Source organism: Flavobacterium sp. MEB061 (genome assembly GCF_000834715.1).
GTDB classification, from domain to species: domain Bacteria; phylum Bacteroidota; class Bacteroidia; order Flavobacteriales; family Flavobacteriaceae; genus Flavobacterium; species Flavobacterium pectinovorum.
Map to the genome: position 1 here is coordinate 163,234 of NZ_JXQR01000015.1, position 14,961 is coordinate 178,194.

A 14,961-nucleotide genomic window follows, 5' to 3' on the forward strand; every position below is an offset into this window, starting at 1 on the left:
TTTAGTAAATTCTATTTATTTTAAGATTATTTATATTCACTCCTCTAGAAATTAATTCTTCGATCAACCCTGTTAATGATTCTGCTGTAGGCGTATAATGACCACTACTTGGCGATATTTCAAGAATATTATCAATAAATTTAAATTCCCCTGCTGTTACAACATCAGCACCTGACAAAAAACTACTATGATGAAATTCTCCAATTTTTTGAACACCTGCATAAATATTACCCCCCTCATCCATAACAAAAATTACACGTTTAGTTGGCAAAGAAGCTAATTTACTACCATTAACGAATAATTCTCCATCTTTTACTGCTACTTTATATAGCTGACGTTCTGATTCGTTTAAATATTTTATGTTTTCATATGCTGGAAATTTGCCCAACTCTTCTCCCTTATATATATTTGAGGCAGTCAATTCGTATCTTTTACCTGAACTGCCAAGCGTTTTTCCTTTCAAGGTTTTATCGATTCCAAAACTTTTAGATAGCTTTGTATAATTATCAGCATAAACTGCTTCTTCAATTATATCAGTTAATATTTTATCATTAGATTTAGAATAAAATTTACCTAAGGCATCATTAACTTGATTAATAATGTCTTCTGAAAGGCTCCCCGCTTTCTTCCATGTACTATATCCAACTTTAGTAATTTCATCTAAATTCTTTGAAACTAAGTTAAGTTCTTCTACACTCCTTGTAAGACCAGCTTTTTCGTTATATAATATTTTCCAGGAATCATATGCTTTTTGCGGATCTTTTTCTGCGAAAGCTACAAGTTCTTTAGATGTATACATGTCATTTTTAAAGAAATTCTTTATAGTTTCACATTGTGCATTTACATTTAAGAATGTAAATAACATAACCCATAATGTTAAATATAATTTGAATGTATTTTTCATTATCCTTTATTTTTAATTTTTGCGATTATTTCATCTGTTAATAGTGGATTTTCCCATATACCAACTACATAAGTAATATCTTCTCCTAATTGATCTTCTGCTGCACTACGAGGTTGATTTTCTGAGCTCCATCTACTGAATTCAATTAATATATATTCTTTCCCTTCTTCTTCAATTAAAATAATTTCTCCAGGAGCAGTATATAATGAGTTGATTTTTAATACACTTAAAAAATAACCTTTATGAATTGTATGCTCTTCGATTTCAAATCCATAGGTTTTAGATAAAAACAATAATTCGTTTATATTAAAATACTCGTTTGAATCTACAAATGGATTAACTATTATTTTTTTTCGATAAGCCTTCCTATTTTCAGAAGATATAATACTTCCATCCTCATTTAGAAATTTAATTGAGGGCCTAATCAATTCTGTTTTTATAGAAACTATATCTTGTATAATTTTTTCAGATCCATCGCCAAAAATTTCAGTTTGAATACAATAAAATTTTTCTATTAGTTTCATTTGCAATGAATGTTTTTTATTAATTTATCTACTTTGAAAGTTAAGTCTTCTATTTCGTCTACCCATTTGCCACCTCTAAAAACAGAACGTTGTACTATATCATAAGTTGCTCCTTTTATAAAGTAGGTTGCATCATGAAATTTATGATTAGACTGAATTTGTTTTGCTAGTCCTTGTTGCAAAACACCATTTTTATTTTTCCATGGTATTGCATCTCCATAACTAAACTTTAAACCATCTACATTTTTCATTCTAAACTTTATATACACCATTCCTTCTTGTATATCTTCTAGTAGAGCTCTGGAATCATAAGTATAAGGAATATCAATTTTATTATATTCATCTAAATTTACTGGACTAGCAAAACCACCTCCTAATTCTGTAACTTCAGTAACTTTTCCATCAGCTTTATCAACTTTTGGATTTTGAAAACGATCGAATAGATCTCCAATTTTAGGAGCAATTTCATCATCAACTTTTATGAATCCATTAAAAGGAGGCCAACCACCGTTTATTAAATCTTTTGGATCTGCATGAAAATAACTATATAAGCCATCCCAATCTTTATTACCCCATAATTCATAAGCCTTTACTTTTTGTGACATATTTGCATTACCAACAGTTGCTTCAAAAGCTTCAAAAGTTCCTCTATTAAGTTTCTCAACTTTCGAAATAGTAGAAAGTTCATCAATATTTTTTATTCCTTTTGAGGCCCATTTAGTCCAATAAGCTAATAATTTTTCATCTTGAATCCTTTTTAAAGTTACTAAATCAGCTTTTGCAAAATCTTCTAAAAATTTTGCTTTAGATGTTTCACCAAGCGCATTTATTTCTTTGTTTAGAGTGTTTAATTCGGATTTTTTAAGCAAAGTTAATAAATCTCCAGTCTCACTAACTCCTTTTTCTGATCTCAATATTAAAATTGCGCTGCTTACTAGTTCTATTTCTGCAGATGTAATAGCTTTTGCATCCTTCAATGCATTTAAGTTTTTTTCTAACTGTATGGCAGATAGTTCTTTCGTTGGTTTTGTTAATAAACTTATATTATTATTAGTGTTTATAAGTTTAACTTCTGTTGCAAATTCAACAGATTGATTTTTTATATCAATTGCTGTATAATTCAATTGTGTATCCTCAACAACTTCACCAATATTTTTAGCATCATTAATAGCTCCTATTTCATTAGAAATTTTCAACATATTATTTGGCAATAGTAAATCACCAACAGAAACGATACCAGTTACTAAACTTGCTTTATTAAAGAAATTTGCAAGTTCCGGATTTTGTTCTCTAAAGGCTGTTCCTGCCATACTTGCGACAGAACTTATTTTATCTGCATAGAATAGAACTCTTCCTAGTTTTGTTAATTGTCCTCCTGGTATAGCTAAAGTTAAAGCATCAAATGATGTTTGAATGATGTCTGCCTGTGTTTGACTATCGCCCACATCACTTGAGTATAATGATAAAATTGCAGGAACAGGAATTGCTATAGGTTTTCCATCCTTATCTTTATTTTGTGGATAATCAGAAAGCAGATTATCTTTTGACAAATTCTTATATAATATAAAATCAAACGGAGAATACAGTTTTGTTTTCGAAGCCATTGATTCATTCTTAAACAAACCTTCTTTTAAAACCTGTTCTACATGAATTTTTTTGGTTTTTTCGTCATATTCAGCATCAATAGATAAAAACTGATGTTTTGTTTTATCATAGTCGTAAAAAAGACCAATAACCGTAGAGCTCGAAAGATATGAAGCAAAATCAGCAGACCCTCTTACAAAAATGTTTTGATAATCATAAGTAAGAGTACTTTCTGGTTTTTTGAAGTATTCTTTAAGTTCATTTATAGACTTCAGTTTGTATTTATTTACAATTTCATTTATGCCATTCTTGTATTTATCTGATCGTAAAAAATGCTGATAGAATACACTCATTAATAACTTTCTGTTATCACCAGAGATAACTAAATTACTATCATTTATCTTAAGATACATAATGTACCAAAGAGGGAATTCTCTTTTGATTGTTGCCGGACCTGAACCACCTCTTGTATTTGGCCAGCTAAAAACTACTTTATCATTTTCTAATAAATCTATTAATGTGTTTGAATCAAATTTAGTATAGCCAATTATCTTAACTATAATTTTTTCTTCTTCTTCATCCCATAGATTTCTTTGCATTAGTATTTTAACCAGTGCTATTGCCCTTTCAGATTCTAATTTTTGGAATTCGAGCTCTGTAGCTAGTTTTAAGCATGTTACTTGCTGTTCGCTAATAGAGGTAAGTGCAACATTTGGATCAAATAAAGCTTTCAGACATTCATTATTTGTTTTTACCTGATCATTTAATGATGTATCAAAATACTGAAAATATTTTTCGTAGTATTTCTGTTTATCAGCACTATTATATAGTTCGTAAACAACACTATATTTGGTTGATTGACCTCTCCATCCTGTATGATCATTTAACTCAACTCTAAAGTTTTCATCCCATTTATAAGTGTTTTTTATAGAACCGGCATATGCAGTGGCTCCTGCACCAGATTGCTCAGAATACGTATCTGCAAATTTGTTGAAAAAGTCAGGATATACAACTCGCATTTCAGCAATTTTATTTATCCATAATTGCTCAGGTTTTCCAAAATGATTCTTAAGCATGTTTTTTGTGTTTTGATCATAACACCAAAGACATGAATTTCCAGGGACTTTAATTTCTTTTGTTAAGTTGTTTAAAATTTTAGTTGAATATGGAGCAATTTTATTAATAAATTCATCAAGCGCCATATCTTTTGCACCAGCATTATATTGAGTTAAATTTTGATGTTCACCAATAGGAAATGATAGTTTGAATATTGCATAATTTGAATTTTCATTCAATAACGGATAAATAAAGCCATCAACTTTATTATAATCTGTCAAATCTTTATAAACTTTTTTATCTTGTTGATCTACATATCCTGTAGGTTTTTGATATACATATTCATGTATAGTTTTTCCATCTTCTTCGAGCTTTTCAAATCTATAGAGACCACCCGTTTTTGTTTTATTGTAATATGATTTTGAAGACTCATCAGCAACTACAGATCCATATATAAATTCATATCTCATTAATTTATTGTTAGGAATAGATACAATTTGCCCGTCTGGTGTAACAAATGATACCGTTCCTTTTGTTTCATCTTTAGGATCTTTATCTAAATTGACAAAACTATATGGAATTTTATCGTATGTTCTAATATTTTCACCATCTTCATCGCCTTGAAATAAATACAATTGCAATCCAGGCGCATGAAGAACCTGCCAGTCGTTATGGCTAAATTCTGTGCCAGTCCCATAATCCATCAATAAATCAGTAGGAGTAGTAGTATTGTATTCAGTAAATGGATGTTGTAATCCAAATACACCATGTCCTAATTCGTGAGCAATGGTTTTAGAGGTACTGCCTTTGTCTTCTTCTTTGTCTTTTGCACCACTAAATATAAAACCGAATTGACGTTTTAATGGCATAAAACCAGCTAGACCTTTAGAAGAAGGAATATTTGTCACTAAAACATAGTAAGAGTCTTTTTCATACTTTATTTGTGTTTTTACGTATGTTATAATTGCTTGTTGTTCTGCAGTGTATTGAGCTAACCAGCCACTATCACCACATTCAATAGTGTTTTTAGGATAGTAACTTGCAGGTAAATCTACATTTGCAGATGTCACAGTAAAATTAATTCCAGCTTTATTGTAAATATTATTAAGGTCTTTTTCTACATTAGTTATAGACGTTTTATTTACACTCACCAATGTTACATTCACCTTCTTATTCGTTAAATGCCACAAATCCATCGTACCGGCAATATCATATTTGCCAGCCGCTTCTTTTGGATCTTTTGGGGTTGCAGGTCTAACTGTTGCAATGATTGTTTCTTTAGCAAAATCTAAAGTCTTTTTCAGCGTAAGCGTTGCAACATTGTCTTTCCAAACAATTTGAGTACTGTCGATTGCAGTTCCGTTTTGGGTTTTAAAGACAAGATCTTTTTTGGTTTTCCCGTTTTTGAAATCAACAGTCGCCACTACAACATCAGTTGAATTCGGACTTTCTGAAATAGCTTTGTAATTTACTTTATAAGTACCACCGCTTTTTTGAGGAATTGTTTGGTAAGTTTTATTTAATTTACCATTTTCTGCTGTTGGAGCAGTATCAAATGAATAAGTTCCATTTCCTTTAGAGAAAACAACATTTACATCCGCAGACGAAATCTCGGCTACATCGCCGCCAGATCCCATTCCGTTTGTATTTTTAGAAGTCGGAATTCCGCCTGGAGCAAGTTGTCCCGTTTGTTTCATGTCTCCTGCCGGAGCATTGGCAGGAACAGCAAATTGTTTTCCATCTTTATCAGTGATGATAACATCATTTACTGTTTTGTCTATAACAGAAACAACACCTGTAGTACTAGTTACAGTTATTGTTCCATCAGGATTTTTTACAACAGATTTTATAGATAATTCATATTGATGATTAACAACATTTCCGGCATCTCCAAATGCATCATTTACAACACCATCAAGATCTGCCATACCGCCCCAATCAGGATCATAACTAGCCACAATCTCTCCTGAAATCAATTTAAAATCAGTATTTACACCAATGTTATTAAACGTAATTCTGATACGGGAGAATTTACCAATATTACTACCACCAGCAGCATCTGCAGCATCAATTAGTTTTCTGAATTTTTCTAAGAAGGGCAGGGTTACATAACCTTCGCCGGTAAAGTTTCCGTTGCTTCCTGTAGCTTTTATTACAACAATTGGAAAATCTCCGGCAGTTACAACATCATTCGGGAAAAGGCTTGGTAACGGATTTTTATTTTTTAAATCATTTGGATCCGGCTGTATACCACAACCGGCAAAGGCAATTTCGTCTTGTGCGAGTGTGGTAAATTCGTGAATGGTGCTGTGTGTATATTTACCAACATCACACGACGAACCAACTGTATATTCGTAAGTCGTATTCGGTTTTAGATTACTAATATTTATGGTTTCTCTTGGCGTTACCAATTTATACCAATCACGACTATTTTTTTCACGATAGTTTACCTGATAATCATAATTATCAATACTGCCGCTCCAGGTTATCTTTGCCTGATCCTGGCTAACGCCGCTTGTGGCTATAGATAATGGAGCCGTACAAAATACTTCGTAAGTAAAAGAGAAAATTTCGCTATAACCGTTATTTTTAAAAACACCAATTTCTTCGGCGCCCAAAATAGCTTTGGCTTTTATTCGCCAGGCATATTTTTTACCGGGAATAAGCTGAGGTTCGGTTATGCCGTATTGTAAAGTCGTATTTCTGGTTGTAGTGGTGTATAATGGTGGTGAATAGGCAAATGCATTTTGAACAGGAGTATAATTATCCCAAATTTCGACTAACGAAAACTCATATTCTACATTGCTTACATTGATACTTCTTGGTGTCCAGCTAAAAACTATATTCTGAATATTTTGCTGCATGATCGAAGCACCATTCAAAGGCAGGTTCAGGAAAGGTGGTTCGTTTTGAAAAATAATAGTAGTTACAGCCGTTTTTTTGGATAGTTTTTTATTGGTCGCAAAATCATATACTTCTACAGAAATATTATAAACACCTTCCGGCAAAGGCTGTGCGTATTGGTTTGGATTGATTCCCAATATGTTCTGATATTCAAAATACGGTGCTAAGTCAACATTGGTTAACTGTAGCGGAAAACCTCCCTCAAGATATAATGGTCGTGCGCCTACAACAAAATCATTTGAAGCAAACGAAATTGAATTTCCCTGAAAATAAATTTTCAAACGCACTTGTCGGTTTGAGATCGTTAAATCGTTTAAAACCAACTGCAATTTTATAGGACTATTTATGGTCGTTGCATCGGCATAATTACTCAGGTAAATAGGCGAGGGCTGTAAAATTTGCGTGCTTATGGTAACAGGAAATGTTTGTGCATTACTGCTAAATCCTATAAGAGCGCATACAAAAAATACAAGTAGGTGTAGTTTTTTTAGCATTTTGGGTAATTGAGGTTTATCCATTTTTTTGGTATTATATCTTGTTTGGTCTTCCAACTTTAGTTTTTAGAATCTTATTTCTGAATATGTTTTAAATCAAGTTCTTCAACCGTGGCATTTTTTACAGCTAAATCATGATAAAACGGAATCATTTTTAATTCGATAGCATCTACAATTTCTGTTGATGGTTTTTTGTCTTTTATCAATTTAAAAACTTCTTCGATTTCCTGTTTGCTAAAGTCAGCTGCATATTGGTTTTTCTGAATTTCGGTTGCCGGAATTTTAGCCAGCGTAGAAATTTCCTTCATCATCCATTTGTGGTGCATTAACTGATCTCGGCTATTATTACTTCTTTCAACCAATCTCGAATACGATTTATAAGCAGTTTTGTCTGTTACTTCTGCTTCTGCTTCAGTTTTACCGTTTAGCGGATGGCTGTTTACTCTTCCCAAGGCAATTACATAGGCATTTTCAAGACTTTCATCTTTAGTCGAAATTTCTTTTTCGAGTTTTTGTGAAGCTTCTGCCAAGTATTCGTTGTATTTATTTAAAGTTTCAGCTTCGGTATTATAAGCTTCCAGATAATCCAGCACTTTATCTTTAAATTGTTTTTCGTCAGGAGTTAATGTTGCCAATGTTAGCAAATGCTCCAAATTGGTATTTTCTTCGGCAGGTAAAGGCTGTAAAGCCAGTTGCATATCTTTTAACTGTGTGGTAATTTCATCACGTGTTCCTTCAAATATTTTTCCGCCAGAACTAATTTTCAGAATAGGATCTCCGGTTAAATTTAAATCGCCTTCGGTTCTTGGTTCTCTTTTTGGACGCAATTTGATCTTATCAAAAGAATAAGTGTAAGTCAGTGTACCTGTTAAATCGTTATTTTTTTGAGTTGAAATTCCATTTGAAGAATTGCTGAACAACGAAATAATTCCCATATTGAAATTATGTTTCTGCAAATAGATATACGATCCATTTACTCTAAAATTGATAATGTCATTTTGCTTGTCTCCGTTATTATAACTTGTGTTATAGCTTGTTGATGCTGAGGTTGTAAATTTTTTATCAAAAAATAATTTGGTTGCGCCAATTGTCGGACCAATAATAAAACTTTTACCGCCGTCGGTTTTTCCGTATGTATTATTTATGGATGCATTAATATTTAAATCTTTCTCGGGATAACCAACACTGTAAGAAAGACCAGAATTGTAATAAGTACTTGCACCGCCGGCAATCGTTTGTCCTTGTTGTTGGTTTACGGCATCCTGCATCGAAAAATTAGCATTTATCGATTTTTTAATTCGCTTGTCATTTTTCAATAAATAATTAATGGCAAGAGATGCATTTTGATTGACTTGTCTAAAGTTTAAAGTATCCAGATAGTCATACTCAGAAACCTGATTGATGTAGTCAAACTGATTTTGGCTATTGGTATACGATTGGAAATTAGAATAATTTAAATTGAAATTCAGTTTTTCTGTAGCACGGTAATCAATTGTCAGGGCAGAAACCAAGCGCTTCATCTGACTTTCTTTTTGCTTGTCTAAATTGTCTTTTTGAAGTCCTAAATTTACAGATACAGAAACTTTGTCTTTGTATAGATTTTGAGTTGCATTCACGGTAATATTTTCTAAATCATTATTAAAATAATAACCGCCCAATGTTCTGTAATTTGGATCAATTCGTTCGTAACCTAATCCTAAAGTTCCTTTTCCGGCAGGATAAACCAATTGCCCTTTAAAAGCATTATAACTTGCCGTTGTATTGTTCGGACTTAAAAATAAAGCCGCAACACCTTTTGCTTTTGTACCGTCAATTGTTCTGGTATCTTCTGTAATACTGCTATTGGCAAATTCTGTAAATACTTGTAATTTCTGAAAAAGTTTAAAAGTAGTTTCAAAACTTACAGCTGCATTTTCTTTTGGAGAAACTCCTAATTCTACAGGTACAGGGTTTGAAATGGAATTTATTTCATCTTTAGCTTTAAAAAAGATAAGACCAAAAGTTACATTATCTAAAGCATAATTAGTTTTAAAACCGTAACCAAATCTTTTATAGGTTGGTAAAAGATCCGGATAAGCATTATTGTACTCGCTGCTTTTTAATAAACGGCCGTACATCGCGCTAACTTTAAATTTTCCTTGCGGAGTAAGATCAACTCCAAAACCAGAAAACTGATGTCCGCTTAAAGTATAAGGCGAAAATGTCATGCTTACATCTCCAATATGAGCCGTGATCCATTTATAAGATGGATGAATGCTTAAACGGTTCATCAATACAGGTTTATCATAACCAAATTTTTGATTTGTATATGAAAAAGATAATGGAATATTGTATAATCCGGCTATGTTGAAATTGATATTTCCGTTAAGAAAATAACTAAAAGGTTCTCTGGCAGCGTTTCCTGAATAGAATATACTATTTGCAGAGACACCTCCCGATACGTTTATTAATTTAGCTTTTGCTACTTCCTGAACATTAAAGTTTTGTGCAAAACCTAATGCGCTTACAAATAGCAATATAATATTAAATTTAAATCTTTTTAAAATCATCTTTTTTATTGTGAAAAACCAAATCAGCAGTACTAATTTCTGCTTATTGATTTTCATTATTTAATGAACATCTACTCTGAAAAACACAAATTATTTGATGATTATTTTTCTTAATTTAGTTCCTTGCTGTGATTCAAACAGTACAAAATAAATTCCTGACGGAAGTCCGTTTAAACTAAAATTAAAGGAGTATTTATCTTTGCCTTCTTCGTATTTAGAATCTATTACCTGGTTGTTGCTTAAGTTATACACTTTGATGTGAGCAGGCATGATTTTGTCTAATGTTACATCAACAGTAAAATGTCCGTCTGATGGATTTGGAAATATTGTCAGATCAAATTTCTTCTGTAAATCAGTTTCGTCAGGATTCTCATATTCACCTTCAGTAACGATTATGGTTTTGGTTTGAGTAGCAACACAATTTCCTTTTTTTGTAATTAAAGTAATGTCGTGTTCACCAACCTGGTTAAAACTTATTTCAGCATAATCTTTATCCTTAGAAGCAATAATTGCGCTGGCAGGTAAAATCCATTCTACATCATCAGGAATAGGATTACTAATGTCTACCACAATAATTTTTTCGTTAAGGAAAACCTGAGACGAAACTGCAAACTCAGCACTAATGGCCGTATTTTGACTCGAAATCAGGATAGAATCTGTAGCTTCACAACCTAATTTATTCGTAACAATAACCGTATAATTTGCCGGTTCAGAAACGGTAATCATTGCATCAGTACTTTTAAAACCTTTATCAGATGTCCATGAATATTTTGCCTGATCGTCGTTTATAGTAGCGTTAATTGTTAAAGTCTGATCAAAACATAAAGTCACATCTGCCCCAAGATCTATTACATCTTGGGGCGGATTTTCGATTTCGTATGTTCTTGAAATGATACAGCCTTTAGCATCTTTAATTTCTATCGAATACGTTCCGGCTTTTGCGTTGTTCAACGTATTGGATGTTTCTCCTGTGTTCCACAAATAGGTAAATGGCGCAATACCTGCAATTGTTGTTACAACGATTGACGCATCAGAACCTGCATAACAAGTTGGGATTTTTATATTTTCAGATGCATCTAAATGAGCCGGAGCTGTAACAGTTATACTTTTGGTAATTGTACATCCGTTTTTATCGGTTACTGTTACAGAATAATTTCCTGGAACAACGTCTATTAAATTAGGCGTTTTTGCTCCCGTATTCCACAAATAAGTATAAGGCAATGTACCTCCGGAAACGGCAGAAGTTATAGTCCAGTCGTTTAAATCACCACAACGAACATATTCTGAAGAAAGTGTATTGGCTAAAGCTGTTGGTTCATTGATTGTAATATTTTGACTTTGAATAGATTTATCAAAAGAATCTGTTGCAATAACATAATACGTTCCTGCTTTTGCATTTGTTAATGTTTCGGCTGTTCCCACAACAATTGCAGGATTATTTACATTATACCATTTATAATAATAACCCGGAAGTCCGCCAGACGTAAGCGCTTTTATACTTGCTGTAGCATCACCAAAACATTGTACCATATTTATCTGAACGACATTTATAAACAACGGATCGACTTTATCTAAATCTCTTTCTATAATCTCACAGCCATTTGCATCAGTTATAGAAATAAAATACTGACCTGCATAAATGTTATAAATACTTGTATTTGAGCTTTGATTATTATCTGTAAAGATTATATTTTTGTTCTGGTCAAGCCAATTAAAATTATAATTTGGAGTTCCACCCTGAACCGTCACAGCAATACTCGCATCGTCTACACCTTGAGCTGATGGAGGGGTTTTAACTACACTTTTAATAGCCAAAATTTCAGGCTCGGTTATAACAAAATTTTGAGTAGCACTACAATTATTCTCATCTCTAACCGTTACTGAATAACTTCCTGCATATAACTCATCAATGACATTCGGATTTACTCCGGAAGAAACACTCCATGAAATGGTATGCAATCCGGTACCTCCTGTTGTGGTAATCTGAATTTTCCCATCCTTTTCATTTTTACACGAAACATTGGTTTGCGTAAAATTGATTTTTACCGGAGTGGGTTCGTTTATCGTTACTTTATTCGAAGTAAAACTATTTCCAAATCCGTCAGAAACTTCTAGGAAATAGTTTCCTGCAATTAATAGGTCTGTTGGATTTGTTGTTGATACTGTTACAGAAGGAGCAAGTTCATTATACCATCTGTAAATATAATTTTTATTAGTATCCGGAACTCCAATTGGCGCTCCACCGGTAATTGTTGCTTTTAAAACACCTTGTTTGTATCCAAAACATTTTATTGATTCGGTTTCATTTATTGCGGTGATCAAAAGTTTATCAGGTTGTATTAAAGTATATTCTTTAACAATAGAACAATTATTAGCGTCTGTTACCGTCAATTCGTAAGTACCAATTGCTAATTGATCTAATAATTTTGCATTTCCAATAATTGCAGGAGAACCTTTAACTCTCCATGCATAAGTATAAAGAGGAGTTCCGCCGGTTATTGAAACTTCGATACTACCGTTTTTAGTTTCAAAACCGCTTAGATTTTTAATTTTTGTGTCGGCATCTATAATTGATAAAGACGCATTTGGTTGTGTTATAGTAATATTCGAAAGTGTTGTTTCGCAATTGTTATCGTCTTTAATAACAACACTATAAACTCCGGATTTTAAATTGTTTATTAAGTCTTCGGTTGTAGCATATACAGTTTGTTCAGTATCTTTTTTCCATACAAATGTATAAGGCAGCGTTCCTCCGGTTACAGTAATATCAATTGTTCCGGTTTGATTTCCGTAACATAAAACATTAACTTTATTGGCAAGGGAAACGATTAATTTATCAGGTTGAATTAAATTTAATTCAGATGATTCTGTAATAGCTCCAACATTATCTTTAACGATTACTTTATATTTTCCAACTCCTAAATTCTCAATAAAATTTTGAGTTTCACCAATAATTTCCGCATTGTTCTTGTACCATTTGTAGCTGTAGTTTGTCACACCTCCTTGTACATTTGAAGTAATTTTTCCATTAGAATCTCCATTACATTTTATAGAAAGTGATTCTGTTAGTGCAACTGTTAATAAAGGATTTTGATTCACTATAAAAGTCTGCGTTGCCGTACATAATTTGCTATCAGTCACTACTAATGTGTATGAACCTGCTTTTAGTCCGCTAATATCTTTTGTAATACTAGTAAATCCAGAATAAGTACTTGAAGACCATTTGTAATTATAACCGCTATTTCCACCTGTTATGTTTCCTAGTGAAATTGCTCCGGTGCTTTCGCCAAAAATTGCGACGTGCGTAATCGTTGCTGCAGGAATTGTAATTACAGATGTAGGCTCTATAATTACAATATTATTCAAAAATGCCTGGCATCCATTAGCATCGGTAACTATAAGAGAGTACGTTCCTGCAATTAAATTTTCTATATTTTGCTGTGTGCTTCCATTATTCCATAAAAATTGATAACCACTTCCAACTGTTCCCCCAGAAACTGAAACTGAAATTTTACCGTCATTACCATTTTTACAAGATACATTTTGCTGTAATGCTGCGTTATTTGTAACTGATAAAGGTGCATTAGGTTGTGTAATTGTGTAAGTTGCTTCTACCATATCACCTTTACTATCTCGTATTTCTACACGATAGGTCCCCAAGGTTAGTCCTGTTATTGCTGCGGTTTTTTCTGTAATTTCGGTTCCGTTTTTAAACCATGTATAATCGTAGTCTGATGTTATGGTACCGCCGACTCCTTTAACTGTAAGTGAACCTGTAGCAGCACCAAAACATTTTACGTTAGTTTGTTGTACAAATTCCAGATTTAAAGCTTCTAATTTTACAGTTATTACTGGAAAAGGACATCCTGAAGATGAAGTAACAGTGATATTATAAGTACCATTTCCTAAATCAGTTCTTTGGCTTACATCTAGCGATTGAAATGAAGTATCACCAACTTTTGACCATTGGTAGGTGTAGCCGGGGGGTCCACTTGGAAGAGTTCCACCCGTAGGAGTAAGTACAATTTTGCCGTTATTGTTTGTTAGTGTTGGTTGTGTTGAGGTATATGTAACTACCAAATCAGTTGCTGGTTGCTCTATATAGACATTGTCAGAAATTTCACAACCTATATTGTCTTTAATTTTAAAAGTATAAACTCCAGCAGCCAATCCTGTTCTGGAATTAGAATTAAGAGTTAGATTATCATCCCATATTACTGTATATGGACTAACGCCTCCCACTATATTCAATAAAGCAGCACCATCGTTTCCGCCTCTACATTTTACAGATTGAATCGTTTTTTTAGTTACTTGAATTAATGGATTTTGGGTCACATTAATAACAATAATGCTCTTATTAACCGGAGAAGCATTATCTGAAACAGTTAATTCATATGAACCCGCAGCACCTTTTACAGTTATTCCGGTTTTATTTTCAACTCCTTTAGTGATATCGGCATACGTAATTTTCCAATTATAACTATAAGTACCATTGGTTGCTAAAAAGCCACCTTTAGCGCTGGCTGTTAAGGTTGTAGTTCCTCCATTGCAAAAGATTTCTTTAGTGCCTGTATAATTTACTTCTAAAAGAGGTGGTTCTGTAACAATAAATATTTCTTTTTTAGAACATTTTGCATTTTCTATAACAGTTACAATATAAGTACCGGCTTCTAAATTAGAAATTGTACTTGTATTTGCAGAAAAAGTAGTATCCCCAGTTTTCTCCCAAGAATAAGTATAAGGTCCGGCTCCGTCAGTAATACCTCCTGTTATGGGATTTAACAGAATTTGTCCGTTAGATAATCCGTTACCACTTACATGAGTAATAGTTCCTGTTATAGTATTTATAACAGGTGGATTTTTAATAGAAACTTTTCTGATACCTGTTTGAGAGTAACTAAGTGTACCCGTAATCAATAATAATAAAAGTATAATTTTTTTCATAT

The 14,961-nt window shown here is 32.8% G+C and carries 5 protein-coding genes; all 5 read right to left on the minus strand.

What is annotated here, in order from left to right; genetic code table 11:
- Nucleotide 1: 1 nt before the first annotated feature.
- A complete protein-coding gene (locus RT99_RS08060; RefSeq protein ID WP_042564223.1) occupies nucleotides 2-904 on the minus strand; it encodes a hypothetical protein in 903 nt (300 codons plus the stop codon).
- Nucleotides 904-1,428 (minus strand): hypothetical protein, encoded by a 525-nt coding sequence (locus tag RT99_RS08065; RefSeq protein WP_042564224.1) that lies wholly within the window; start codon nucleotides 1,426-1,428, stop codon nucleotides 904-906. Before RT99_RS08065 ends, RT99_RS08060 begins: the two co-directional genes overlap by 1 nt.
- A complete protein-coding gene (locus RT99_RS08070) occupies nucleotides 1,425-7,490 on the minus strand; it encodes a fibronectin type III domain-containing protein (RefSeq protein ID WP_131494904.1) in 6,066 nt (2,021 codons plus the stop codon). Before RT99_RS08070 ends, RT99_RS08065 begins: the two co-directional genes overlap by 4 nt.
- Nucleotides 7,491-7,540: 50 nt before the next feature.
- The gene (locus tag RT99_RS08075; protein WP_131494905.1) at nucleotides 7,541-10,015 is read right to left on the minus strand and encodes a hypothetical protein; all 2,475 of its coding nucleotides are present in this window, start codon (nucleotides 10,013-10,015) and stop codon (nucleotides 7,541-7,543) included.
- A 90-nt stretch (nucleotides 10,016-10,105) separates the two neighbouring features.
- Complete coding sequence (locus RT99_RS08080) at nucleotides 10,106-14,959, minus strand: T9SS type A sorting domain-containing protein (RefSeq protein ID WP_165587190.1); 4,854 nt, start codon at nucleotides 14,957-14,959, stop codon at nucleotides 10,106-10,108.
- Nucleotides 14,960-14,961: the final 2 nt, after the last annotated feature.